Source organism: Streptomyces sp. NPDC051976 (assembly GCF_040680795.1).
GTDB lineage: Bacteria > Actinomycetota > Actinomycetes > Streptomycetales > Streptomycetaceae > Actinacidiphila.
In genome coordinates, this window is record NZ_JBFAXL010000071.1 from 14129 (window position 1) to 37881 (window position 23753).

Below are 23753 nucleotides of genomic sequence, written 5' to 3' on the forward strand. Positions count from 1 at the left end.
GGATGTCCGGCACACGCGAGAACCCGCTGCCCGTCGCGGAGATCGAGCGGGTCTTCCGGGCGGAGTACGGCCGCGCGGTGTCCGTCCTGGTGCGCGTCTTCGGCGACATCGACATCGCCGAGGAGGCGGTCCAGGACGCCTTCACCACCGCCGCGGAGCGCTGGCCCGCCGCCGGGCTGCCGCCCAGCCCGGCGGGCTGGATCATCACCACCGCACGGAACCGGGCGATCGACCGGCTGCGCCGCGAGGCGTCGCGCGACGACCGCCAGGCCAGGGCCACCGAGCTGATGCTCGCCCACGACGCACCGGAGGAGGAGGGCGCGGTGCGCGACGAACGACTCCGGCTGATCTTCACCTGCTGCCATCCCGCGCTGGCCCCCGCCGCGCGGGTGGCGCTGACACTGCGGCTGCTCGGCGGGCTGACCACGGCCGAGATCGCCCGCGCCTTCCTGGTGCCGGAGCCGACCATGGCCCAGCGCCTGGTGCGGGCCAAGGGCAAGATCCGTGACGCGCGGATCCCTTACCGCGTCCCGTTCGAGAGCGACCTGCCCGACCGGCTGCGGGCGGTCCTCGCCGTGGTCTACCTGATCTTCAACGAGGGGTACGCGGCCAGCTCCGGCGACCGTCTGGTCCGCGAGGGGCTGTGCGCGGAGGCGATCCGGCTGGGCAGGCTGCTGGTGGCGCTGATGCCCGACGAGCCGGAGGCGCTGGGCCTGCTGGCGCTCATGCTGCTGTCGGACGCGCGGCGCCCGGCCCGCACCACGCCGGACGGCGCCCTGGTGCTGCTGGCCGACCAGGACCGCGGCCGCTGGGACCGCGCGCTGATCGACGAGGGGCAGGAGCTGGTACGGCGCTGCCTGCGCCGCAACCGGCCGGGCCCGTACCAGATCCAGGCGGCGATCAACGCGGTGCACAGCGACGCCCCGACGACCGCGGCCACCGACTGGCGGCAGATCGTGGCGCTCTACGACCAGTTGCTCAGCGTTGCGCCGAGCCCCGTGGTGGCGCTGCACCGGGCGGTGGCCGTGGCCGAACTGGAGGGACCGGAGCGCGGTCTGGAACTCGTGGACGACCTCGGTACGGCGCTCGACGGCTACCACCTGCTGCACGCCGTACGGGCCGATCTGCTGCGGCGGCTGGGGCGCCGCACCGAGGCCGCCGCGGCGTACGAGGCGGCGCTGACCCGTACCGGGAACGCCGCCGAGCAGGACTTCCTGCGGGCCAGGCTGCGGGCGCTCCCGCACGCCTGACCTGCGCCGAGTGCACCGTGCGGCCTCCCGCGCGCCCCCCGGGCGACCCTGTCACGAAACGGAATCACCATTCCTCGTACGTTATCCTTTGCGTATTAACGGAATGGTCGTTCCGCTTCATTCGTGAGGGAGTTCCATGGCGTCCGAGACCCGGCGCACGCATCACCAGGTCACGTTCGCGGTGCTGGCGGCCGGTGTGAACGCCTACGCGCTGCTGCAGTCGCTCGTCACACCCGTGCTGCCGACGATCCAGGCGGATCTGCACACCAACCAGAACACCGTCACCTGGGTGCTGACGGCGTATCTGCTGTCGGCGTCGATATTCACGCCGATCATGGGCCGCCTCGGCGACATGATCGGCAAGGAGCGCGTCTTCGTGGCCACGCTCTCCGCGCTCGCGGCGGGCTCGCTGCTGGCGGCGCTGGCCACCAACGTCCAGGTGATGATCATCGCCCGGGTCGTCCAGGGCATCGGCGGCGGTGTGCTGCCGCTGGCCTTCGGCATCATCAGGGACGAGTTCCCGCGCGAGAAGCTGTCCGGCGCGGTCGGCGCCATCGCCTCGCTGAGCGCGGTCGGCGCGGGCCTTGGCATCGTGCTCGCCGGCCCGATCGTCCACGCGCTGGACTACCACTGGCTCTTCTGGCTGCCGATGATCCTCACCATCGCCGCCGCCGTGGCCGCCGCCATCTTCGTCCCCGAGTCGCCGGTGCGCACCCCCGGCCGGATCAGTTTCCTTCCCGCGGTGCTGCTGTCGTCCTGGCTGGTCGCGCTGCTCGTCGCACTGAGCCAGGCGCCCAGCTGGGGCTGGGCCTCGGGCAAGGTCATCGGCCTGTTCGCCGCGGCGCTGGTGCTGGCGGTCTGCTGGGTCGCCGTGGAGCGCGCGGCCGCGACTCCGCTGATCGACATGTCGATGATGCGCCGCCCGGCGGTGTGGACCAACAACCTGGTGGCGCTGCTGTTCGGCGTCGGGATGTACGCGGTCTTCGCCTTCCTGCCGGAGTTCGTGCAGACGCCGAAGTCCACCGGTTACGGGTTCGGCGCGAGCATCACCCAGTCCGGGCTGATCCTGCTGCCGATGACCGTCACCATGTTCCTGGTCGGCCTGGGCGCGAGCGGCTTCGCGGCGCGGGTGGGCGGCAAGACCGTGGTCCTGCTGGGCTCCCTGGTGGGCACCACCTCGATGGCGCTGCTCGCCTTCGCCCACACGCACACCTGGGAGCTGTACCTCGCCACGGCCGTGATGGGCGTCGGCTTCGGTCTCGCCTTCGCCGCCATGTCGACGCTGATCGTCAGCGCGGTGCCGCCGGAGCAGACCGGTGTGGCCAGCGGGATGAACGCCAACATCCGTACCATCGGCGGCTCGATCGGCGCCGCGCTGATGGCGAGCGTCGTCACCGCGGGGCCCGCCGCCGACGGTCTGCCGCGCGAGGCGGGGTACACCCACGGCTTCGCGATGCTCGGCGGCGCGCTGCTGGTGGCCGCGTTCGCGGCCGTGCTGATCCCGGTCGGCGCGCGGGCCCGCCGGGTGGAGTTCGTCCACGAGTCCGCCCAGGAGGCCGCCCACGGGGCCGCGCACGCGCCGCACGCCGCTGTACCGGGCGGTACGGTCGGTCGGGACACTGTCACCGGGGACGCCGTCGCCGGGGACAGGGCCGAGTGACGACAGGCGAGTGACACGCGATCTCCGCGGCACGCACCGCCGCACCGACCGGGAGTGACGATGGCAGCACACGACACGCGGGAACGGCCGATGCGGCGGGACGCCGTACGCAACCAGCAGCTGGTGATCGAGGCCGCGCGCGACGTCGTGTCCGAGTTCGGCACCGACGCCAGCATGGAACTCATCGCGTCGCGTGCGGGGGTGGGCGTCGGCACGGTCTACCGGCGGTTCCCCAACAAGGAGGCCCTCGTCGACGAGATCGTCGGGCTGATGCTCAGCGAACTCGTCGTCGAGGCCCGCAGGGCGCTGACGCTGGACGACGGCACCGGACTCGAGGTCTTCCTGCGGGTGCTGGGCCACTCGCTGAGCACCCACCGCGGCTACGCCGTCAAGGCCGTGGGCCGCTCCAAGGCCGACTGCGTCGAGCAGTTGCGCGACCTCATCGACGAACTCCTGGGCCAGGCACAGCGGCACGGCAGGATCGGCCCCGACATCCGTCTGGGTGATGTGATGGCGGTCGCGTGGGCGGTGCGCGGCATCGTGGAGACCACCGGCTCCGTGGCGCCCGACGCCTGGCAGCGGCATCTGGACATCCACCTCGCGGGCCTGCGCGCGGCCGCCCCGCAGTCCGCCCGAGTCCCGGTCAGCCGCGAGCAGTTGACCCTCATCACCGGCGTGGCCCACCCGGACCGGGCGCCGGGCGAGCGGCCCGCTGTACGGTGACCTTGATCATCGTGGCGTCGGGGCCGCCGTCACCGGCGACACCGCCCGCAGGAACGAGGGAGTACCGATGAACACCGTGGAACTGACCCGCTTCCGCGTCGCCGCGGACAAGGAGGCCGCGCTGCTGGCCGCCCGCCCGGCGATGCTGGCCGACTTCCGCGCCGACCGCGCGGGGTTCATCGACGCCCGGCTGGTCCAGCTGCCGGGCGGCGAATGGCTCGACATCGTCACCTGGAAGAGCCCGGAGGACTTCGCCGCCTCCCGCGCCAAGGGCCCGAATCTGCCGGGGATCGCGGAGTTCTTCGCGGCGATCGACGCGCTGGTCAGCGCCGAGGAGGGCGCGCAGGTGGACTGACCGCGGGCGCCCTCGCGGCGCCCGCGGTCGGCGGCGTTCAGCGCCTGGTGCCGCAGCCGGGGCAGAAGGCGGAACCCGTGGGCACCTCTGCGTTGCAGCCGGTGCAGCGCTCGGCCTGGGCGAGATGGTGGCCGCAGCCGGGGCAGAAGGGGCTGCCGTGGGTCTCGGTGCGGCACTGCGGGCAGACGAGCTGCCGCGGGGCGTTCACGTCGAAGCTCTGGGCGTTCTGCTGCCCGGCGGCGTACGCCCGGTCGGAGACCATGTCGTTGAGACCGCGCTGCTGCGCGGCGAGCGCCTCGGCCGCGGTGTCGGGCGCGCAGCTCAGGCAGAGGCCCTGGCCGGCGTTCCAGCAGCGGTTGCAGACGTAGTGGGTGCAGCGCGGGCAGCGGTTGAAGTGGCCCTGCGCGTTGTTGATGGCCCGCTGGAAGGCGGCGTCGCGGGCGTTGCCGAAGCCCGCCCCGGCGAGGCCGTCCGCCGCGCTGGACACCCCGTTGCCGGTTCTGCCGAACATCCCCCACGCGGCGCTGACGCCCTTGCCGACCCAGCCCGCCACCCGCCCGCTGGCGTACGCCTCGAACGGCGAGCGCCAGGTGTCCTGGCAGCGGTTGCAGTGGAACTCGAACTGGAAGCCCGCCCCGGTGCCGTGTTCCTGGCACATGTCGCGGTAGTTGTTGCTGAAGTAGATCTCGGAACTCATCCCCTGGCCTCCGCCGGACGCACTCGTCGACGGGCCCCCTGACCCGTCGTCCCCCACCTGGCACGGACGCCCCGCACGCCGTTCCGGTTCTCGGGCGAAGGACACTTTGACACACGCCCGTCAGGGAAGGACATACGCCTCCCCCTGGAGACGTGCCGGCGGGTGGGCCGGCGAATCCCGGCGCCCTGTACGGGAGTTACGGGAGTGACGCCGCGGGCCACCGAAACGCCGGGACCGCCGGCGGTGACGGCGGTCCCGTTCGGGTCGAGGGCGGCGCGCGGCGGTCAGCCCTGGCGGGCCTTGGACCGCGGGTCCTTGCGGTTGATCACATAGACCTTGCCGCGGCGGCGGACGATCTGCGCGCCCGGCCGGTTCTTCAGCGAGCGCAGTGAGTTACGGACCTTCATGAGGCCCCCTTCCTGCTCGTACTCTTCCTTGCAGGCGTGACAACGGTGACGCTCCCGCGTTCATTCCGTCGTCCGCGGACCGCGGTGGGAACCGCAGTGAGGGGAACCGCCATGAGCGACACCCGGCCCAATCCGGCCGACCGCCAGCGCCCGGAAGACGGCGAAGGGGGCGCCCCGGGCACGGACGGCCACAGTCCGGCGACGGAAAGCGACGACACCGACCGCGAGCCGGACTTCTCCAGCCCCGGCTTCTCCAGCCCGGACTTCTCCAGCCCCGGCTCGATACCGAAGCTGGGCGCACTCGGCGACTACACCCCGCCCGACTTCGTGGTCCCGCCCTTCGAGGGCCCGGACTACGAGTCGGACGCGACGGACGACCTGGTCCCCGAGGAAGCGGGCTTCTCGGCACCCGGCTTCTCCAGCCCCGACTTCTCCAGCCCCGGCTCAATGGCGCACCCGGACAAGAACGACAGCGCCGACCACGACGGCCCGGACGCCGCCTAGCGGCCGACCCGCGGGGTCGCGAGCGGTCACTGAGCCGCCCCGGCGGGCGACATCGGCCGCCGGCGCGCACTCTTGAGGAAGGGGTACGCACCGTGAGGTGAGTCCTGTGGGCCGTGTACGTCTGATCCCCGCGGCGCTGCTGATCGTGGCCGCCGTCACCGCGGCCGGCGGCTGCGGCTCCTCAGGGCACGGCGGTCAGTCGGCCGCCACGGTGACGACGACCGTCACCTCCCCGTCGTCCGCCCCGCCGTCGACGCCCGTGTCGAGCCCGGCCGCCGGCGGGACCACGGCACCACCGCCACCGCCCGCGCCGGGCGGGACCAGCCCGGCGTCCGCCACCGCGGTGGTGAGCGCGTACTACAACGCGATCAACGCGAAGGACTACGCGACCGCCTGGTCGCTCGGAGGCAAGAACCTCAGCCCGTCCTACGGGTCCTTCGTCCGGGGCTTCGCGGACACCGCGTACGACGGCATTCAGATCTTGAACGCCGCAGCGGACAGTGTGACGCTGCGGCTCGACGCGGTGCAGAGCGACGGCACGACCGAGGAGTTCGAGGGGACGTATACGGTCAAGCATGGCGTCATCGTCGGCGCCGCCGTCCACGCGGTGGCCGGATCGCGGCCCGGCGGCGGGGCGTCGGCCACATCAGGGCTCTACAAGGACTGTACGGACGCGCACGAGCACGGCGCCTACTCGATTCCGCGGGGCCAACCAGGTTACGAGGACAGGCTCGACCGCGACCACGACGGTCTCGCCTGCGAGCCTTACGAGGGGTGACGGGCAGCGGGTCGCGACCGCTCTCCGTACGGCAACTGCCTCCGAGCAATGGCGGATTCACGCGGTGCGGGAGCCCGTTGTGTACAACTCTTGACAGGGCGTCGGGTTGAGACGATCGTCACTCCCGCAGCCTGACGCGCACCCGTCACCCAGGTCGCACCGTTGCTCCGCTCTCCCATGCTCCGCTCTCCGTTGCTCCACGCCGTCTCTTGCCGTCTGGAGTCCCCCCATGCGTGATTGGAAAAGAACGGTGCTGCCCTTCGCGGCCGCGCTGTTACTCGCCGCCGGTGCCACCGCGGTCACCGGTGGCCAGACCCCCGCACATGCCGCCGCCGTGCAGCCGTGGATGAACACCGCGCAGACTCCCGAGCAGCGGGCCGACGAGCTGCTGGCCGCGATGACGCAGGCCGAAAAGCTGACGATGCTCCACGGCGGCGCGTCCTGCGGCTATGTGGGCTGCGTGGACGGCAACTCCCGCCTGGGCATACCGGCGTTGCATCTGCAGGACGGCCCGGTGGGCGCCGGTGACGGGCTGACGAACGTCACGCAGATGGCGGCCCCGGTGGCCGGTGCGGCCAGTTGGGACCCGGCCCTGATGAAGAGCTACGGCCAGGTGCTGGGCTCGGAGCAGTGGGGCAAGGGCACCAATGTGGTGCTGGCGCCGACCATCAACATCGTGCGCGACCCGCGCTGGGGCCGGGCGTTCGAGTCACTCGGCGAAGACCCGTATCTGGCCGGGCAGATGGGCGCCGCCGACATCCAGGGCATCCAGAGCCAGGGCCCGATGGCGCAGGTCAAGCACTACGCGGTCTACAACCAGGAGACCAACCGCAACAGCACCGCCGACAATGCGGTGGTCTCCGCCCGGGCGGAGCGGGAGATCTACCTCCCGGCGTTCGAGACGTCGGTCAAGCAGGGCCAGGCCGACTCGGCGATGTGCTCGTACTCCGAGATCAACGGCCCCTTCGCCTGCGAGAACGGCCCGCTGCAGAACGGCGTCCTCAAGGGCGACTTCGGCTTCTCCGGCTTCATCACCTCCGACTGGGGCGCCACCCACTCCACGGTCGCCTCGGCCAACAACGGCCTGGACATGGAGATGCCGGGCGCGGACTACTACGGCACCGCGCTCACCAACGCCGTCAGCAGCGGCCAGGTCTCGCAGGCCACCATCGACGACCACGTACGGCGGATCCTGGTCTCGATGTTCCGCCGCGGGCTGTTCGACAACCCCAACAACGGCTCGCTGAACGCCGTCGTCACCTCCCCCGCGCACGCCGCGGTGTCGCAGCAGGTGGCCGAGGAGGGCAGCGTCCTGCTGAAGAACGCCTCCTCGGTGCTGCCGGTGGCGTCCACGGTGAAGTCGATGGCGGTGATCGGCGACGACGCCGGATCCGACGCGATGACGCAGGGCGGCGGCAGCGCCGGAGTGAACGCCCCGCATGTCGTCACCCCGTACCAGGGCCTCAAGGCCCGTGCGGGCAGCGGCACTTCGGTGACGTACTCGCAGGGCGTCGCGGCGGCGAACGGCTCGCTCAACCCGGTCGCGCCGCAGTACCTGAAGCCCTCGCAGGGCAGCGGCAACGGCCTGTACGGCGAGTACCACAACACCAAGGACCTGTCGGGCGCGGTCGTCGCCTCCCGCGTCGACGCCAACATCGACTCCGTATGGGGCGGCCAGTCCCCCGCACCCGGGGTCAACGCCACCAACTGGTCGTCGAAGTGGACGGGCACGCTCACCCCGCCCGCCAGCGGCAGCTACACCTTCTCGCTCAACAGCGACGACGGCAGCAGGCTGTTCGTCAACGGCCAGCAGATCATCAACAACTGGTTCGACCAGGGCCCGACGACCCGTACCGGTACGGTCACCCTGACGGCCAACCAGCCGGTGAGCATCGAGGTCGACTACTACCAGGCGGGCGGCGGCAGCAACGCCACGCTCGGCTGGTCGATCCCGGGCCAGTCGCTGCACGACCAGGCGGTCGCCACCGCCCGCGCCTCCGACCTGGCCGTGGTCTTCGTCAGCGACTTCGAGTCCGAGGGCGGCGACCTGTCGTCGATCGACCTCTCCAGCGCCCAGAACCAGCTCGTCACGGATGTGGCCGCGGCCAACCCCAACACCGTCGTGGTCGTCAACAGCGGCTCCGCCGTCACCATGCCCTGGGCCAACTCGGTCCGCGGCATCATCGAGAACTGGTACCCCGGGCAGGAGGACGGCACCGCCATCGCCCGGCTCCTCTACGGTGACACCAACTTCTCCGGGAAGCTGCCCGTCACCTTCCCCGCCTCCCTCGCCGACGCGCCCGCGCACACCGCCGCGCAGTGGCCGGGCCAGAACAACACCGTCCAGTACAGCGAGGGCGTCGACGTCGGCTACCGCTGGTACGACTCCCAGAACAAGACCCCGCTCTACCCCTTCGGCTACGGCCTGTCGTACACCACCTTCAGCTACTCGGGACTGACCGTCTCCAGCCCCGACAGCTCGGGCAATGTCGCCGTCGGCTTCGACGTCACCAACTCCGGCACCCGCGCCGGGGCCGAGGTCGCCCAGGTCTACGTCGGCCAGCCGGCCACCACCGGCGAGCCCCCCAAGAACCTGCGCGGCTTCCAGCGCGTCACCCTCGACCCCGGCCAGACCCAGCATGTGAACATCACCCTCGACGCCCGCAGCTTCCAGTACTGGACCACGGCCTGGACCAACGCGGCGGGCACCAACACAGTCTCCGTCGGCTCCTCCTCGCGCGACATCCGGCTCACCGGGCAGACCACCATCCCGGGCGGGACCGGGCACGGCGTGCTGCCGCGTACCGGCTGGACCGCCTCCGCGTCGGCGACCGGCGGCGGCGACGTGGCCGCGCGGATGCTCGACGGCGACCCGGCCACCCGCTGGAGCACCGGCACACCGATGGCGAACGGCCAGACGGTGACCGTGGACATGGGCGCGGCCCACACCATCGACCAGATCACGATGGACTCCGCGGGCAGCGCCAGTGACTACGCCCGCGGCTACCAGGTGTCCCTGTCGTCGAACGGCACCAGCTGGAGCGCGCCGGTCGCCACCGGGAGCGGCGCGGCGGCACTGATCACCGCGTCCTTCCCGGCGCAGTCCGCCCGCTACATCCGGGTCACACAGACCGGGAGTTCCAGTTACTGGTGGTCGATCGCGGAGTTCAACGCCTACGGGTGACCGGACGGCCGGCCGGTGGTGTGTCCTCCCCCCGCATGCCACCGGCCGGCACCGCGCTCAGCGCGGCGGGCGCAGCGCCCGCCGCGCTGTGTGCCGCTCCTTGAGGGCGACGGCCGCGGTCCGCTGCACGGCGTCGGCGAGCGCGGCCAGCGCGGGCGAGTCGAGTTTCCACTGCTGCCAGTAGAGCGGGACGTCCACCGGGCGCCCCACCGGCAGATCGACCAGGGTGCCGTCGGCCCGGTAGGGCGCGGCCTGCGCCTCGGGGATCATCCCCCAGCCGAGCCCCGCGGCGACCGCCTCGACGAAGGACTCCGAGGCCGGTACGTAGTGCCGTGCGCGGCCCGCCGTCCGGTGAGGTGCCAGGTCCCGCAGGAAGCGGTCCTGCAGGTCGTCGTTGCGGTCGAACATCACGATCGGCGCGTCGCCGAGGGCCGCTCCGAGCACCTCGCCGAGGGCGTCACCGCGCGGGGCGGCCGCCAGATGGCGGGCGACGAACTCGGGCGTGGCCATGGCCCGGTACCGCATCCGGCCGAGCGCGCGCACCGTACAGCCCTGTACGGGCTCGGGTGAGCTGGTGACCGCGGCCATCACCCGGCCCTGGCGCAGCAGCCGTGTGGTGTGGTCCTGGTCCTCGCGGTGCAGGTCGAAGCAGACGCGCAGCTCGGCGGGCACCTTGGCGAGGGCGGGCAGGAACCAGGTGGCCAGCGAGTCGGAGTTGACGGCGATGGGCAGTGTGGTGGCCCCGGCGTCGTCCGACAGGCCCAGTTCGGCGCTCGCGTCCCGCTCCAGCCGGGCGAGCTGCCGCCCGAAGCGCACGACGATCTCCCCGGAGTCGGTGGGCCGGACCGGCTTGGAGCGCAGCAGCAGCACCCGGCCGGTGCGCTGCTCCAGCGCCTTGATCCGCTGGCTCACCGCGGACGGAGTGACATGCAGGGCCTCCGCGGCCGCCTCGAAGGTGCCCTCGTCGACGGCGGCGAGCAGGGTGCGTACCAGGTCCAGCGGCAGATCTGTCATCACAAGCGCTAATGTTACGTAAGAATCCTTAGCTGGATTCAGATCGCCGCCGCTCCTAGCCTCGAACCATGCGTGAGGCACTTATCGCGGCACTCGCCGGCTTCGGCACCGGGCTGTCGCTCATCGTGGCCATCGGGGCCCAGAACGCGTTCGTCCTGCGGCAGGGCATCCGCCGGGAGCACGTCGCCGCCGTCGTGGCGATCTGCGCCACCTCCGACGCCGTACTCATCGCCCTGGGGATCGGCGGCGTCGGGACCGTCGTGAAAGCCTGGCCGACCGCGGTCACCGTGGCCGCCTGGATCGGCGGCGCGTTCCTGGTCTGCTACGGGCTGCTGGCCGCGCGGCGCGCGATGCGCCCCGGGGCGCTGGACGCCTCAGGGGCGGCCAGCACCTCGCTGCGGTCCGCGGTCCTCACCTGCCTCGCCATGACCTGGCTCAACCCGCATGTCTACCTGGACACCGTGCTGCTGCTCGGGTCGCTGGCCAACGGCTACGGATCGGGCCACTGGTGGTTCGGAGCCGGCGCCGCCACGGCGAGCGTGGTCTGGTTCAGCGGCCTCGGCTTCGGCGCGCGCCTGCTCAGGCGGCCCTTCGCCCGCCCCGGCTCCTGGCGCGCGCTGGACGGTGTCATCGCCGTCACCATGACCGTGCTGGGCGTGGCGATGGTCGCCAGGGCCTGACGCCGCCGCGGACGGGCCGCCCGGCGGCTGCGCTCAGACCCACTGCCCGGAGGAGTGCACGCGGCCCTGGGCGATCGGGCGGAAGCCGATCACCGCGGCGTCGTCGCGGCGGTCGCTGGCCGCGGCCAGCAGCCGCGCACAGAGCGAGGCCAGCGTCATCCCCTCCGCCGCGGCCTCCTCCGCGTGCTCGGCCAGGTGCTCCATGCCCTCGGTGAGATCGGTGCCCGGCACCTCGATGAGGCCGTCGGTGTAGAGCAGCAGGGTGTCGCCCACCCCCAGGTCGAAGCGCGTGGCGGTGCGCGGCATCCAGGGCGCGACGCACAGCGGCAGGTCGGGGCCGTCTCCCTCCAGGAAGCGCGGCGGTCCGCCCACCGGGAGCAGCAGCGGCGGCGGGTGCCCGGCGTTGGACCAGGTGGCGTGCCATCCGCCGCCGCGCCGCGGCACCAGGTTCACATGGACGGCGGTCACCAGCGGTGCGATGTCGAGGCCGTCGGCGACGCTGTCGAGCTGTGCCAGGTTGTCGGCCGGGGTGTGCGGCCGGGTCGTGTCGTAGGCGATGACGCGCAGCATGCTGCGGAGCTGGCTCATCGAGGTGGCCGCCTCCAGGTCGTGGCCCGCGATGTCGCCGATGGTCAGCGCGACCGAGCCGTCGGCCAGCAGCAGCGCGTCGTACCAGTCGCCGCCGATCTCCGCGGTCCTGCTGGCGGGCTGGTAGTGCGCGGCCAGTTCCGCGCCGGGCACCCGCGGGGTGGGGGTGAGCAGCGCCCGCTGCAGGGTGAGCGCGGTGTGCCGGGTGCGCTGCAGCTCCATGGCCTGCCGCAGCGGCTCGCGCACCTCGTGCAGGATCTCGCCCAGCAGCGCCAGGTCGGCGGGGCCGGGCGGCGGGCTGTCGGCGCACCCCGCGGCGACGGCGAAGGCCACCACCGCGGAGTCGATGACGATCGGCACCAGGGTGAGGCTGGTGGCCCTGGCCTCGCGCAGCCAGGCGGTGGACACGTCCGGCACCACACCGGCGGGCGGCTCGCCGCTGGGGAAGGTCAGCAGCCGGGGCCGCCGGCTCTCGATGACCTGCTCGGCGATCGGGCCGACCTGGTACGTCTGGAGGTGCATCGGGGGCGGTGCGGGCAGCCCGGCCCGCGCGGTGGAGGCGATCCGGGTCGCGGTCGGCGGGCCCGAGCCGGAGGGCATCCCCGGGGACGGCAGCAGGAACACCGCGCAGGCGTCGGTGAGCTCCGGGACGACCGCCGCGGCCGTCGCGGCGAACGCCTGGTTCACGTCGTCGGCCGCGGTGACGGTGGCCACCCGGGCCAGCAGCCGCTCGCGCAGCCGGTTGCGCCACTGGTCCTCGACGTCCGACGTGGTGCCGATCCACTCCACGGTGACGCCGCCGCGCAGCACCGGCACCGCCCGGGACTGCACCCTGCGGTACACCCCGGAGGCGGTACGCAGCCGGAAGGTGCAGACGAACAGCGACGGGGTGCCGGACGCCGCGTCCCGCCAGGTCTGGATCAGCCCGGCCCGGTCGTGCGGGTGGACCGCCGACAGCCACACCGCGTCGACCACCGGCCGCCACGGCATCCCGGTGAACGTCTCGAAGCCGCCGACCAGCTCGGTGATCTCCCCGTTCGGCCGCATCAGCCACACGATCTGCGAGACCGCCGACATCAGCGCCTCGTACCGCTGGAGCGCCTGGTGCCGCTCCTCCGCGAGGTCCTCGGCGCGCTCGACGGCCTCCACCTGGACGGTGGTGTCGACCGCCACGGCCAGCACTCCGGTGCCGTGCCGGGAGACGACCGGCGAGCAGCTGTAGATGAAGTGCCGCGGCCCGGCCGCGCCCGGCGTGAGGCCCTCGGTGACCCGCGGGGTGGTCACCTGACGTGCGGTCTTGTCCTCGTAGACCTCCTTGAGGACGTCGAGGAACGGCGCGGCCGCGGGCTCCGCGAACGCCTGGGCGGCCGGGACGCCCAGCGGGCGCGGGCCGAAGAGGGTGAGGAAGGCGTCGTTGTAGTACATCAGCCGGTGCTCGGGGCCCGCGGTCAGCGCCACGGGCACGATGGCACGGTCGAAGACCTCGGGCTCCAGCTCGGGGACGCCGTCGTCACGACCGGGGGGTCTCATCCTCCGATCATCGCCCGTGGCGGCCCGCCGGGCGCGCCGAGATCGCCCGTCGGACCGGCCCGGTCACCGCCCCCGGCGGTATCTGCTCCGCCTCCCGTCGGCGGGCACCTGTCCGCGATTGGCCGCGATGAGGGCCGCGTACCAGCGGGCACTGTCCTTGAGCGTGCGGCGCTGGCTGGCGAAGTCCACATGGACGATCCCGAACCGCCTGCCGTATCCGTACGCCCATTCGAAATTGTCCAGCAGCGACCAGAGGAAGTAGCCGCGGACGTCCACGCCCGAGGCGATGGCCTGCTCGACGGCCGCCAGGTGGCTCTCCAGATAGGCGATCCGCTCGGGGTCGCGGACGGCGCCGGACGGGTCGGCGTAGTCGTGGTACGCGGCGCCGTTCTCGGTGATCAGCAACGGGGTACGGGGCAGCTCGCGGCGCAGCCGGGCCAGCAGCTCGGCCAGGCCGTCCGCGTCGACCGGCCAGTCCATGGCGGTACGCGGGCCCGGGGCGGGCAGGAACCGTACGGCCTCGTCCGCGGCGGGCCAGGGCGAGGGGGTGCCGGAGGGCACATGGCCGGGACCGGCGGCGGCCACCACGGTCGGCGTGTAGTAGTTCAGGCCGAGCATGTCGATCGGCCGGGAGATCTCCGCCAGGTCGCCGTCGCGGACGAAGGACCAGTCGGTGACCTCCTCGGTGTCGTCCAGCAGGTCGCGCGGGTAGCTGCCGTGGAAGACCGGGTCGAGGAAGATCCGGTTGGCCAGGGCGTCGATCCGGCGCACCGCGTCGCGGTCGGCGGCCGCGTCCGAAGCGCCGCGCACCGCCGCCAGGTTGAGCACCAGCGAGACCGCGGCGGATTCCGGCAGCAGTTCGCGCAGCACACCGACGGCCAGGCCGTGGCCCAGGTTGAGGTGGTGCGCGGCGCGCAGCGCGGCCTCCGGATCGGTGCGGCCGGGGGCGTGCACACCGGAGCCGTAGCCGAGGAAGGCGCTGCACCACGGCTCGTTGAGCGTGGTCCACAGCGGGATACGGTCGCCGAGCGCCTCGGCGACCACCGCCACGTAGTCCGCGAACCGCTGCGCGGTCTCCCGCTCCGGCCAGCCGCCCGCGTCCTCCAACTCCTGTGGCAGGTCCCAGTGGTAGAGGGTCAGGGCGGGCCGGATCCCGGCGTCGAGCAGCCGGTCGGTGAGCCGCCGGTAGAAGTCGAGGCCGCGCTGGACGGCGGGGCCGCGGCCGGTGGGCTGCACCCGCGGCCACGACACCGAGAACCGGTAGTCGGTCAGGCCGAGTTCGGCCATCAGCGCCACGTCCTCCGGCATCCGGTGCAGATGGTCGGCGGCGATGTCGCCGGTGTCGCCGTTGAGCACCCGGCCCGGTGTACGGCTGAAGGTGTCCCAGATCGACGGCGTACGGCCGTCCTCCTGCGCCCCGCCCTCGATCTGGTACGCGGCGGTGGCCGTACCCCAGCGGAATCCGGGCGGGAACCGCAGGGTGCGGGCGGCGGGCTGGTCGTCGACAGCGGTCATGTGAAAGCGCTCCCAAGGGCTCGGGTCGGTGGGGGGAGGTACGGGCGGACGGTCGGCTCAGCCCTTGACGGCGCCCTGCATGATGCCGCCCACGATCTGCCGCCCGAGCAGGCCGAAGACCAGCAGCACCGGCAGGGTGCCGAGCAGGGTGCCCGTCATGATCACCGACTGGTCGTGCACATAGCCGCCGCCGAGCTGCCGCAGCGCCACCTGCACGGTCGGCTCCTGCGAGGTCAGCGCGATGATCGGCCAGAAGAAGTCGTTCCAGGAGGCCATGAAGGTCAGCATCCCCAGCACGGCCATCCCCGGCCGGGCGACGGGCACCACGATCGACCAGAAGATCCGCGCGTGCGACGCGCCGTCGACCCGGCCCGCCTCGATCAGCTCGTCGGGCAGCGCCTGCACCAGGTACTGCCGCATGAAGAACACCCCGAAGGCCGACACCAGGCCCGGCAGGATCACCGCCTGGAGCTGGTTGACCCAGTGCAGCTTCGCCACCGTCATGAACAGCGGGATCACACCGAGCTGCGGCGGGATCATCATGGTGCCCACCGTCAGCGCCAGCAGCGCTCCCCTGCCCTTGAAGCGCAGCTTCGCGAAGGCGAATCCGGCCAGCGTCGAGCAGAGCACGACACCCACGGTCACCGAGGTCGACACGATCAGCGAGTTGACCAGTGCCTTGCCGATGTCGGCCTGGTCGAGCACCGCGTGCACGTTCGCGCTGAGCCGGCCGCCGGGCAGCAGCGACGGAGGCACGTGGCTCAGCTCGGAGTTGGAGCGGGTCGCGGCGACGATCGTCCAGTAGAACGGGAAGGCGGACACCAGCACCGCGACGATCAGGATCGCGTAGGCGAGCAGTCCGCCGTTGTTGTGCCGCCCCGCGCCCGGCCGTACCAGGGAGCGGCGCGCGGGCCCGGCCGCCGGTTGCTGCCGGTGCCGGGGCGGAGCGCTGAGCGCGGTCATCGGACGGACTCCTTACGGGCGCGGCGGCGGACCACCAGGGCGTTGGCGCCGACCAGCACCACGATCAGCAGGAACATCACCCAGGCGATGGCGGCGGCCCGGCCCAGGTGGAAGTAGCCCCAGCCCTGCTCGTACATGTAGAGGCCGAGGGTCTGGTACTGGTGCGAGATGCCGCCGGACTGGCTGCCCTCGAACAGCAGCGGCTCGCCGAAGAGTTGGGTCGCGCCGATGGTGGACACCACGATCGTGAAGAAGATCGTCGGCCGCAGGCCGGGCAGCGTCACATGGAGGAACTGCCGCCAGCGCGAGGCGCCGTCGATCTCGGCCGCCTCGTACAGCTCACCGGGAATCGACTGCATGCCCGCCAGGTAGATCAGCGCGTTGTAGCCGGTCCACCGCCAGGTGACGATGGTGGAGACCGCGATCTGCGAGGCCCAGGTGTTGGTCTGCCAGTCGACCGGGTGGATGCCGACCGTGCCGAGCGCCCAGTTGATCAGGCCGTAGTCGCGGCCGAAGAGCTGCGCGAAGACCAGCGTCGCGGCGGCCACCGAGGTCGCGTACGGCAGCAGCATCGCGACCCGGAAGAACGTCCGCCCGCGCAGCCGGTAGTTGAGCAGATGGGCCAGACCGAGCGCCATCATCAGCTGCGGGACGGTGGAGATGACGCCGATGGTGAAGGTGTTGCGCAGCGCCGTCCAGAAGAACTCGTCGTGGAAGAGCGCCGTGTAGTTGTCCAGACCCCGCCACTCCATGGTGTTCGGCGTCTGCAACTCGACGCGGAACAGCGACACATACGCCGTGTAGAGCAGCGGGAACAGCCCGAACGCGGCGAACAGCGCGAAGAACGGCGCCACATAGGCGTACGGCGACAGACCGCGCAGCAGGCGCCGGGTCCGTTGTTCGCGCGACGGCGTCGGTGGAGGCGGCGGCGCCGGGCGGGCGGCGGCGGTGGCGGAGAGGGTCATCGGGCGGCCCTTCGGCTGGGGTGGGCGGGGACGGGACGGGAGTTCGGGGGTGCTGCCGGGACCGGGGGCCTCCGGTCCCGGCAGCGGTCGCCGGGCGGCCGGGTCAGCCGAGGGCGTTCTTGACGCCCTTCTGCGCGTGGCTCCAGGCGGTCTGCGCCGATGTGCCCTTCTGCTCCACCTCGCCGAGGGCGTTGGTGATCTGCGTGTTCACGTCGTTGTCGTTGACGCCGAGGATCTGCACGGGGGCCTGCTGGGCGGCGGTGCCGAAGATCTTGCCGATCGGGGCGTTGCCGAAGTACGGGTCGGTGACGTTCTGCACCGCGGCGATCGCGCCGACGTTGGACGGGAAGCTGCCCTGCTTGGTGAAGAGCTTCGCCTCCTGGTCCTTGGCGGTCAGCCACTGGATGAGCGCGTACGCCTCCTTGGTGTGCTTGCCGCCCTTGGGGAGCGCGAGGTACGAGCCGCCCCAGTTGCCCGCGCCACCGGGGAGGGTGGCGACGTCCCACTTGCCCTTGCCCGCGTCACCGGCCTGGCCCTTGATGTAGCCGAGCATCCACGCCGGGCAGGCGATGGTGGCGAAGGAGCCGCCCGCGAACGCCTGGTTCCAGGCCGGGGACCACTCGGCGAGCTTGGCGCTCAGTCCGTCGTGCGCGGCCTGCACCGCCGTGTCCCAACTGGTCTTCACCGCCGGGTTGGTGTCGTAGACGAGCTTGCCGGAGTCGTCGTAGTAACGCTCCTTCTGCTGACCGTTCATGACGGTGTAGAGGCTGGCGACGCTGTCGGTCCAGTGGCTCTTGGCCGGGGCCTTGGCGGCGTACTGCCGTCCCAGCGCCAGGTATCCGTCCCAGGTGGACCACTGCTTGGCCAGGGTGTCGCGGTCGGTCGGCAGGCCCGCCTGCTTCAGCAGGTCCGAGCGGTAGCAGATCGCCTCGGGGCCGATGTCGGTGCCCAGGCCCAGGGTGCGGCCGTCGGAGGTGGTCGCGGCGGCCCACTTCGCGGGCGCGAACTGCGACTTGAGGGCAGTGGCCCCGAGCGGGCCGAGGTCCTCGAACTTGTCGGACTGCTGCTGGGTGACGGCGGCGATCCGGCCCACCTCGATGCCCTGGATGTCGGCGAGACCGCCGCCGCCGGCGAGCCGGGTCTGCAGCGCCTTCCAGTAGTCCGCCTCGTTCTCGGTGTCGCTCTCCTTGATCGTGATGTTCGGGTGGAGCTTGTGGTACTCGTCGTACAGACCGGCTTCCTTGTAGCCGAAGGTGCCGAAGAGATCGATGGTCAGCGTGACCTTGCCGCCCCCGGCGGCCCCGTCCGCCGAGTCGCCGGAGGAGTTGCCGGAGGAGCTCGATCCGCAGGCGGCGAGCAGCGCTCCGGCGAGGACGACCGCGGCGGCGCGGGCGCAGATACGCCGGGCGGTGACCCCGGCAGCTCTGACGTTGGGCATGGGAAGCCTCCCGTGGCTTCAAGAAACAGAAGTGACGGTTTGAGAGCGCTCTCAAGACGATGGGCAGGAGAGTGCACGCTCCGGAGTCCCCCCGTCAACCCTCGTCACCACACCCGGCCAACGATCCAGCCGTAAGCGTTTCCGCCTACAGAAGTTGTCACCAAATTGCGCGCGACGGTCCAAACCGTGCGTGCCGCTGCGCGCGGGGCGAGCCGGGGGCGGGGTGGAAGTGGCGCCCTGGACGGGCGCCGCAGCGTCGGTCACCCGAGGGCATCTCACGGCCGGGGAGCGCGCCGCCAGCAGGCGAGGCGGATGCGGCGGGAGCGAGCGGGGCTCGGGCGGGAGAAGCCCGGCGGCGCGGTCGCGGAAAGTGCCGCGCTGGGGCGTCGGGGGCGGATGGCCGCGCCTGACGTGCGGTGGCGGCGGGCGACCAGGTACGCGCGGGGCGAGCCGGGGTCGGGGTGGAAGTGGCACCCTGGACGGCCACCGCAGCGTCGGTCACCGGAGGGCATCTCGCGGCCGGGGAGCGCGGCGCGGCGCGCGCACGCCGCTGGCAGGCGAGACGGAGGTGGCTGCGGCTGCGGCTGCGGCTGCGGCTGCGGCGGGAACGAGCAGGGCTCGGGCGGGAGAAGCCCAGCGGCGTGCGCTGGAGCGTCTGGGGGCGGATGGCCGCGCCCGACCTGCGATGGCGGCGGGCGATCAGGTGCGCGCCCCGTCCTGCTGCCCCCCGCCGGAGGCGGCTAGGCCGAGGCGCGGAGCACGAGGTGGGTGGGGGTGATGATCGAGGAGGGGGCGGGGAGGGAGGCGCGGGTGGCGGCCGGGGGTTCGATGGCGCGCAGCAGGAGGCGGGCCATGAGGCGGCCCATTTCCTCGATGTCCTGGCGGATGGTGGTCAGGGGCGGGTCGGTCCATTCGGCGACGGAGACCATGTCGTCGAAGCCGACGACGGCGACGTCGTCGGGGACGCGGCGGCCGGCGGTGCGCAGGACGCGCAGGGCGCCGGAGGCCATGACGTCGGAGGCGGCGAAGACGGCGTCCAGGTCGGGGCAGCGCTCCAGGAGTTCGGCCATCGCGCGGGCGCCGCCCTCGGGGGTGAAGTCGCCCTCGGCGATCAGCCGGGGATCGTTCTCCGGCAGCACGTCACGGAAGCCGTCCAGCCGGTCCACGGACGCCAGTTGGTCCAGCGGCCCGGTGATGTGCGCGATCCGGCGCCGCCCGATCCGGAGCAGGTGCCGTACGGCGTCGCGGGCGCCACCGCGGTTGTCGCAGTCCACATAGAGCGCTCTCCGACTGGACTGGCGGTCGGGCCACGTCGGCCGGCCACCGATGACGATCGGCACGCTGCCGCTGCGGGCGAGTACGGGCAGCGAGTCGTCGGTGTGCAGCGAGAAGATCAGCGCGCCGTCGACGTGCCCGCCCGCCAGATAGCGGCCGACCCGCTCGTAATCGGCCACGCCCTCGGTCAGCAGCAGCACCAGCTGGTTGTCGTGCGCGGTCAGCTCCTTGCTGATCCCGCGCACCTGCTGGGCGAAGAACGGGTCGGTGAAGAACCGCGTCTCCGGCTCCGCGACCACCACCGCGATCGCGTCGTTGCGCCGCGTCACCAGGGTCCTGGCCGCCTGGTTGGGCACATAACCCAGCTCCCTGACGGCGGTCCGCACCCGCTCCACCAGCGGTCCCCGCACCCCGGCACCCCCGTTGACCACCCGTGACGCGGTGGCCCGGGAGACCCCGGCCCGCGCGGCGACCTCCTCGAGGGTCGGGCGCGGAGCCAAGCTCGGGTCGGACACGGGACGGCTCCTTCGGCGTGCGGTCGTACGGCGGCCGTACGAGGGGCGTACGGCCCGCGCGGCGGGTAGCGGCGGGTCGCGGACAGAGACAGAGTAACGGGTTACCAGCGCTCGTGAGAGCGCTCTCCGAAGGAGGGTTCCGGTGACCGGAAACGCTCCCCCGGAAGTCCCCGGGAAAGTCCCGGGAAAGAGGCGGTTTGCCCCCGCCGAGTCCGGGCAGCCGCCCCTATGAGGCACCCCCCGCCTCGCGAAGCCGACACGGCAGGCGACTCCCCCCTCGTCAGCCGTGTCGGCTCGCCACGCGGTCCCCGCGTCCCCCGCGGCGGCGCAGCGCGGCCGGCACCCCCCCCGTCGCCGCCACGCCGCCGTGCCACCGGGGACCGCGTCCCCACCAGGGCCTGGGCCCCGAGAGGCCGTACCGGTCCGCCGACCGTACGGTGGAGAAGGCCATTCCGCCGGACCGCCCCCCCATCCCCCCAGTCCGGGGGCGGCCGCGTCGACAAGGCAAGGAAGTCGCGCGCATGACCTCAATTCCTGATGTCACGCTCAACAACGGCATACCGATCCCACAGCTCGGCTTCGGCACGTACCAGATCGAACCGCGGGACACCGAGGACGCGGTCCGCACCGCGCTGGAGATCGGCTACCGGCACATCGACACCGCGCAGATGTACGGCAACGAGAAGGAGGTCGGGGCCGCCGTCCGCGCCTCCGGCCTGGACCGCGCCGAGGTCTTCGTCACCAGCAAGCTGAACAACCGCGACCACGCGTTCGGCGACGCCCTCACCGCGTTCGCCCGCACCCTGGACGATGTCGACCTGGAGTACCTGGACCTCTTCCTGATCCACTGGCCGCTGCCGACCGTCGGTGACTTCATCGAGACATGGAAGGCGCTGGAGGAGATCTACGCCTCCGGGCGGGCCAAGGCGATCGGGGTGTCCAACTTCAAACCGGCCCATCTGGAACGGCTGTTGCGCGAGACCACGGTGGTCCCCGCGGTCAACCAGATCGAGCTGCACCCCTACTTCGCCCAGGACGACGTCCGCGCCTTCGGCGCCGGGCACGGCATCGCGACCGAGGCGTGGTCCCCGATCGCCCAGGGCAAGGTGCTCGGGGATCCGGTGCTGGCGGCGATCGCGGAGCGGCTGGACAGGTCGACGGCCCAGGTCACCCTGCGCTGGCACCTCCAGCGCGGCGACATCGTGTTCCCGAAGTCGGTCACGCGCGAGCGCGTCGAGGAGAACTTCCGGCTCTTCGACTTCGAGCTGACGCCGGACGACATGGCCGCGATCACCTCGCTCGACCGCGGGGAGCGCCAGGGCCCCGACCCGGACACCTTCGACTACGTGCCCTGAGCGGGGCCTTGGCCGCACCCTCAACTACCGGGTCAGATGCCCGAGTACGGAGCTGACCGCGCGCTCCACCGCGTGCCGGGTGCCCTCCGTGTGGTCGACGGTCTCGAACCCGTGGTGCCCGAGCGGTACGTCGATCACCTCGACGTCGGCGCCGCAGTCCTCGGCCGCACCGAGGAACTCCCCGACCGTCACCGCGAACTCCGCGTGCTCCAACTCCACCCGGCTCAGCACGATCGGCAGCCGTCCCGCCTTCCGGACCGCCGCCACCGGGCGGTGCCGGGTCTCGCCGAGCCCCCAGGCCGGCAGCGGGGCCAGCACCGGATATGTCGCGGCGAGGCAGCGCAGCCAGGGCGGCGGCGCGGCGAGCCAGTCCGCCGACAGCAGCCCGCCCGCCGAGAAGAACCACAGCGCGACACGGTCGGCGTCGACCCGCGGATCGGCCCTGACCAGTTCCACGGCCGCGGCCACGTCCTCGGCGGCGCGCCCGTAGTCGCCGATGCCGTGCAGCCGGTGGTCGAGGGTGACGCCGACCACGCCCAGCCCCGCGACGTAACTGCCGTAGCCGACAAAGGTGTCCGAGTCGCGGGGTGTGGGCCGGCGGTCGGCGGGCACCGGGCCGCCGTGCACGAACAGCACGGCCGGGCGCGGCCCGGGGTCGGTGCCGGGCTGCTCGTCCGGCAGGTAGAGGTCGATCCGTCCCACCCGTTCGCGCGGCCGCGGGGGCACATCGAGCAGGAACCCCTTTGCCGCGGCGGGCTGTTCGGCCGCGGGGGGCGCGGTCAGCCGGTGCCCCTCCCCCGCCGCGGCCTTCAGCAGCGTCGCGGCCAGTTCGTCGGGCACCGACAGCATCGGCCAGTGCCCGGTGGCGAGTTCGAAGAAGGTCACCTGGGGGTCGACGAGCGCCAGGATCTGCGGATCCCCCAGTCCCAGCAGGGTCTCGACGACGGCGATACTGGCGCCGTTGGCGGTGCACAGCACACCTGTCGTCGGCAGTGCGGCGACCGCGCCGCTCAGCCGGAGCCGCTGGCTGAGCGTGCCGAGCGGCTGCGGCACCCCGCGCCGGACCAGTTCGTCCAGTGCCTCGTCGGGCACACCCGCCAGACTCCCCCACGCCGGCCACTCCTCCCGTGTCGGCGCGGGGACCCGCCAGCCGTCCTCGGCCCGCTGGAGCAGCCGGGCCCTGGCCTCGGGGTCGGGCAGCAGGCCGAGCACCGACTCACCGTCCCGCGGCATCCCCGCGTCCAGGTGCACGATCCGGCTGATCCGGTCCGGGCGGCGGTCGGCGGCGCCTCGTACCGGATGGATGCCCATGCCGTGCCCGACAATGACGACCTGCTCGTCGTCGATCTCGTCGATCAGCCGCACCAGGTCCCCGATGTGCGTCTCCAGGTCGGTGTCGGGGCCCGCCTCGTCGCGGCGGTCACCCATGCCCGTGAGCGTGGCCGGATACGCCGCACAGCCCGCCTCGCGCAGCCGCCCGGCCACGATCCGCCAGATCCAGTCGCCGGTCCAGGGTCCGGCCACCAGCACGAACGCCGTCATGTTCGCCTCCTCGTACGTCCTGGCCCACACCGTCCCGGCGTGGGCGTCAGCGCGTTCGGCCGGTGTGCCGTCGGCGCTGACCGGCACCGTAGGAACTCCCCCTGCGGGAGGTTCAAGCGGACTTCCCGTCCTGGCCCCAACGCGCCGCCCGGGCTGGGATGCTGATGCGCGCAGGGCTTTCGAGGCCAGGGGGCATCGGTGGACCAGGGCGTGCGGCTGGGCGAACTCCTTCTCGCGGAGTACGCGGCGGTCAAGGAGGAGCAGCGGGCGCGGATCGGCTTCCGCGACAACCTGCTGTACGCCACGCTCGCCGCCATGGCCGCGGTCGTCGCGGGCGCCCTCCAGGCGGACAGCCGCGCCCAGTTGATGCTGGTGCTGCCGCCGGTCTCGGTGATCCTCGGCTGGACCTATCTGGTGAACGACGAGAAGATCTCGGCGATCGGCCGCTATGTGCGCGAGGAACTGACGCCGCGGCTGGCCGGGCTGACCGAAGGTTCCGAACAGGTGGGCGGGATACGGGTGTTCGCCTGGGAGAGCGCTCACCGGGGCGATCCCCGCCGGATGTCGCGGAAGATCCTGCAACTCTGCGTCGACCTGCTGACCTTCTGCGCGGCACCGACCGCCGCGGTGGTCGTGTACTGGGCCGCCGGTCCGGTGCGGGTGCCGCTCCTGCTGGTCTCGCTGGCCGAGTTGGCGGCCGTCGGTGTGCTGGGCGGCCAGATCGTCCGGTACGCGGAACTGCACCGGGCGCTGACGGAACCGCCGGCCGCGTAGCCCCGGCGTCGGGCCGCCCCCCCCCCCCCCCGCCGGCCCCC

Annotated in this window: 20 protein-coding genes; 10 read left to right on the forward strand and 10 right to left on the reverse strand. The window is 72.4% G+C overall.

Annotated features, from left to right (window positions below):
- Positions 1 to 2 precede the first annotated feature (2 nt).
- The 4 genes from AB0M29_RS39410 (at position 3) to AB0M29_RS39425 (ending at position 3988) form a co-directional block, all read left to right on the forward strand.
- Positions 3 to 1250: an RNA polymerase sigma factor gene (locus AB0M29_RS39410; protein ID WP_365391630.1), complete on the forward strand. Its 1248-nt coding sequence runs from the start codon at positions 3 to 5 to the stop codon at positions 1248 to 1250.
- Positions 1251 to 1386: 136 nt separating this feature from the next.
- The gene (locus AB0M29_RS39415) at positions 1387 to 2910 is read left to right on the forward strand and encodes an MFS transporter (protein WP_365391631.1); all 1524 of its coding nucleotides are present in this window, start codon (positions 1387 to 1389) and stop codon (positions 2908 to 2910) included.
- A gap of 60 nt (positions 2911 to 2970) precedes the next feature.
- On the forward strand, positions 2971 to 3633 hold the full coding sequence (locus AB0M29_RS39420; RefSeq protein WP_365391632.1) for a helix-turn-helix domain-containing protein: 663 nt from the start codon (positions 2971 to 2973) through the stop codon (positions 3631 to 3633).
- Positions 3634 to 3700: 67 nt separating this feature from the next.
- On the forward strand, positions 3701 to 3988 hold the full coding sequence (locus AB0M29_RS39425; RefSeq protein ID WP_365391633.1) for an antibiotic biosynthesis monooxygenase: 288 nt from the start codon (positions 3701 to 3703) through the stop codon (positions 3986 to 3988).
- A gap of 37 nt (positions 3989 to 4025) precedes the next feature.
- Here the strand turns inward: AB0M29_RS39425 and AB0M29_RS39430 are convergent, their stop codons facing one another.
- The gene (locus AB0M29_RS39430) at positions 4026 to 4685 is read right to left on the reverse strand and encodes a zinc ribbon domain-containing protein (RefSeq protein WP_365391634.1); all 660 of its coding nucleotides are present in this window, start codon (positions 4683 to 4685) and stop codon (positions 4026 to 4028) included.
- Between the two features lie 284 nt (positions 4686 to 4969).
- Entirely contained in the window at positions 4970 to 5092 is a 123-nt protein-coding gene (gene ykgO / locus AB0M29_RS39435; RefSeq protein ID WP_033172643.1) for a type B 50S ribosomal protein L36, read from the reverse strand.
- Between the two features lie 111 nt (positions 5093 to 5203).
- Between ykgO and AB0M29_RS39440 the strand changes: the two genes are divergently transcribed.
- The 3 genes from AB0M29_RS39440 to AB0M29_RS39450 all read left to right on the forward strand — a co-directional run bounded on the left by AB0M29_RS39440 (position 5204) and on the right by AB0M29_RS39450 (position 9558).
- On the forward strand, positions 5204 to 5596 hold the full coding sequence (locus AB0M29_RS39440) for a hypothetical protein (RefSeq protein WP_365391635.1): 393 nt from the start codon (positions 5204 to 5206) through the stop codon (positions 5594 to 5596).
- 106 nt (positions 5597 to 5702) lie between these two features.
- Entirely contained in the window at positions 5703 to 6374 is a 672-nt protein-coding gene (locus AB0M29_RS39445; RefSeq protein ID WP_365391636.1) for an excalibur calcium-binding domain-containing protein, read from the forward strand.
- Positions 6375 to 6603: 229 nt separating this feature from the next.
- Positions 6604 to 9558 (forward strand): glycoside hydrolase family 3 C-terminal domain-containing protein, encoded by a 2955-nt coding sequence (locus AB0M29_RS39450; protein ID WP_365391637.1) that lies wholly within the window; start codon positions 6604 to 6606, stop codon positions 9556 to 9558.
- A gap of 57 nt (positions 9559 to 9615) precedes the next feature.
- Here AB0M29_RS39450 and AB0M29_RS39455 read toward each other — a convergent pair whose 3' ends face one another.
- A complete protein-coding gene (locus tag AB0M29_RS39455) occupies positions 9616 to 10572 on the reverse strand; it encodes a LysR family transcriptional regulator ArgP (RefSeq protein WP_365391638.1) in 957 nt (318 codons plus the stop codon).
- Positions 10573 to 10640: 68 nt separating this feature from the next.
- Between AB0M29_RS39455 and AB0M29_RS39460 the strand changes: the two genes are divergently transcribed.
- Positions 10641 to 11252 carry a LysE/ArgO family amino acid transporter gene (locus AB0M29_RS39460; RefSeq protein WP_365391639.1) on the forward strand — a complete coding sequence of 204 codons (612 nt, stop codon included), beginning with the start codon at positions 10641 to 10643 and terminating at the stop codon, positions 11250 to 11252.
- Between the two features lie 33 nt (positions 11253 to 11285).
- Here AB0M29_RS39460 and AB0M29_RS39465 read toward each other — a convergent pair whose 3' ends face one another.
- The 6 genes from AB0M29_RS39465 to AB0M29_RS39490 all read right to left on the reverse strand — a co-directional run bounded on the left by AB0M29_RS39465 (position 11286) and on the right by AB0M29_RS39490 (position 20041).
- On the reverse strand, positions 11286 to 13370 hold the full coding sequence (locus tag AB0M29_RS39465; RefSeq protein WP_365391640.1) for a SpoIIE family protein phosphatase: 2085 nt from the start codon (positions 13368 to 13370) through the stop codon (positions 11286 to 11288).
- A gap of 63 nt (positions 13371 to 13433) precedes the next feature.
- Positions 13434 to 14885, reverse strand: coding sequence for a GH1 family beta-glucosidase (locus AB0M29_RS39470; RefSeq protein ID WP_365391641.1), 1452 nt, complete (start codon positions 14883 to 14885; stop codon positions 13434 to 13436).
- 57 nt (positions 14886 to 14942) lie between these two features.
- A complete protein-coding gene (locus AB0M29_RS39475) occupies positions 14943 to 15848 on the reverse strand; it encodes a carbohydrate ABC transporter permease (protein ID WP_365391642.1) in 906 nt (301 codons plus the stop codon).
- Complete coding sequence (locus AB0M29_RS39480) at positions 15845 to 16813, reverse strand: sugar ABC transporter permease (RefSeq protein WP_365391643.1); 969 nt, start codon at positions 16811 to 16813, stop codon at positions 15845 to 15847. The genes AB0M29_RS39475 and AB0M29_RS39480 overlap by 4 nt, the downstream gene beginning before the upstream one ends.
- A gap of 103 nt (positions 16814 to 16916) precedes the next feature.
- A complete protein-coding gene (locus AB0M29_RS39485) occupies positions 16917 to 18251 on the reverse strand; it encodes an extracellular solute-binding protein (protein WP_365391644.1) in 1335 nt (444 codons plus the stop codon).
- 740 nt (positions 18252 to 18991) lie between these two features.
- Positions 18992 to 20041 carry a LacI family DNA-binding transcriptional regulator gene (locus tag AB0M29_RS39490; protein WP_365391645.1) on the reverse strand — a complete coding sequence of 350 codons (1050 nt, stop codon included), beginning with the start codon at positions 20039 to 20041 and terminating at the stop codon, positions 18992 to 18994.
- A gap of 521 nt (positions 20042 to 20562) precedes the next feature.
- Here AB0M29_RS39490 and AB0M29_RS39495 point away from each other — a divergent pair.
- The gene (locus AB0M29_RS39495) at positions 20563 to 21396 is read left to right on the forward strand and encodes an aldo/keto reductase (protein ID WP_365391646.1); all 834 of its coding nucleotides are present in this window, start codon (positions 20563 to 20565) and stop codon (positions 21394 to 21396) included.
- Positions 21397 to 21420: 24 nt separating this feature from the next.
- Here AB0M29_RS39495 and AB0M29_RS39500 read toward each other — a convergent pair whose 3' ends face one another.
- Positions 21421 to 22938 carry an alpha/beta hydrolase gene (locus AB0M29_RS39500; protein WP_365391648.1) on the reverse strand — a complete coding sequence of 506 codons (1518 nt, stop codon included), beginning with the start codon at positions 22936 to 22938 and terminating at the stop codon, positions 21421 to 21423.
- Between the two features lie 198 nt (positions 22939 to 23136).
- Between AB0M29_RS39500 and AB0M29_RS39505 the strand changes: the two genes are divergently transcribed.
- Positions 23137 to 23712, forward strand: a complete 576-nt coding sequence (locus AB0M29_RS39505) for a hypothetical protein (protein ID WP_365391647.1) — start codon at positions 23137 to 23139, stop codon at positions 23710 to 23712.
- The last annotated feature ends 41 nt before the right edge of the window (positions 23713 to 23753 follow it).

Excerpts from the sequence above, each read along its gene's own strand:
- AB0M29_RS39410 (WP_365391630.1), top strand. The coding sequence starts at position 3 with ATGTCCGGCACACGCGAGAACCCGCTGCCCGTCGCGGAGATCGAGCGG.
- AB0M29_RS39415 (WP_365391631.1), top strand. The coding sequence starts at position 1,387 with ATGGCGTCCGAGACCCGGCGCACGCATCACCAGGTCACGTTCGCGGTG.
- AB0M29_RS39420 (WP_365391632.1), top strand. The coding sequence starts at position 2,971 with ATGGCAGCACACGACACGCGGGAACGGCCGATGCGGCGGGACGCCGTA.
- AB0M29_RS39425 (WP_365391633.1), top strand. The coding sequence starts at position 3,701 with ATGAACACCGTGGAACTGACCCGCTTCCGCGTCGCCGCGGACAAGGAG.
- AB0M29_RS39430 (WP_365391634.1), bottom strand. The coding sequence starts at position 4,685 with ATGAGTTCCGAGATCTACTTCAGCAACAACTACCGCGACATGTGCCAG.
- ykgO (WP_033172643.1), bottom strand. The coding sequence starts at position 5,092 with ATGAAGGTCCGTAACTCACTGCGCTCGCTGAAGAACCGGCCGGGCGCG.
- AB0M29_RS39440 (WP_365391635.1), top strand. The coding sequence starts at position 5,204 with ATGAGCGACACCCGGCCCAATCCGGCCGACCGCCAGCGCCCGGAAGAC.
- AB0M29_RS39450 (WP_365391637.1), top strand. The coding sequence starts at position 6,604 with ATGCGTGATTGGAAAAGAACGGTGCTGCCCTTCGCGGCCGCGCTGTTA.
- AB0M29_RS39455 (WP_365391638.1), bottom strand. The coding sequence starts at position 10,572 with ATGACAGATCTGCCGCTGGACCTGGTACGCACCCTGCTCGCCGCCGTC.
- AB0M29_RS39460 (WP_365391639.1), top strand. The coding sequence starts at position 10,641 with ATGCGTGAGGCACTTATCGCGGCACTCGCCGGCTTCGGCACCGGGCTG.
- AB0M29_RS39465 (WP_365391640.1), bottom strand. The coding sequence starts at position 13,370 with ATGAGACCCCCCGGTCGTGACGACGGCGTCCCCGAGCTGGAGCCCGAG.
- AB0M29_RS39470 (WP_365391641.1), bottom strand. The coding sequence starts at position 14,885 with ATGACCGCTGTCGACGACCAGCCCGCCGCCCGCACCCTGCGGTTCCCG.
- AB0M29_RS39475 (WP_365391642.1), bottom strand. The coding sequence starts at position 15,848 with ATGACCGCGCTCAGCGCTCCGCCCCGGCACCGGCAGCAACCGGCGGCC.
- AB0M29_RS39480 (WP_365391643.1), bottom strand. The coding sequence starts at position 16,813 with ATGACCCTCTCCGCCACCGCCGCCGCCCGCCCGGCGCCGCCGCCTCCA.
- AB0M29_RS39485 (WP_365391644.1), bottom strand. The coding sequence starts at position 18,251 with ATGCCCAACGTCAGAGCTGCCGGGGTCACCGCCCGGCGTATCTGCGCC.
- AB0M29_RS39495 (WP_365391646.1), top strand. The coding sequence starts at position 20,563 with ATGACCTCAATTCCTGATGTCACGCTCAACAACGGCATACCGATCCCA.
- AB0M29_RS39500 (WP_365391648.1), bottom strand. The coding sequence starts at position 22,938 with ATGACGGCGTTCGTGCTGGTGGCCGGACCCTGGACCGGCGACTGGATC.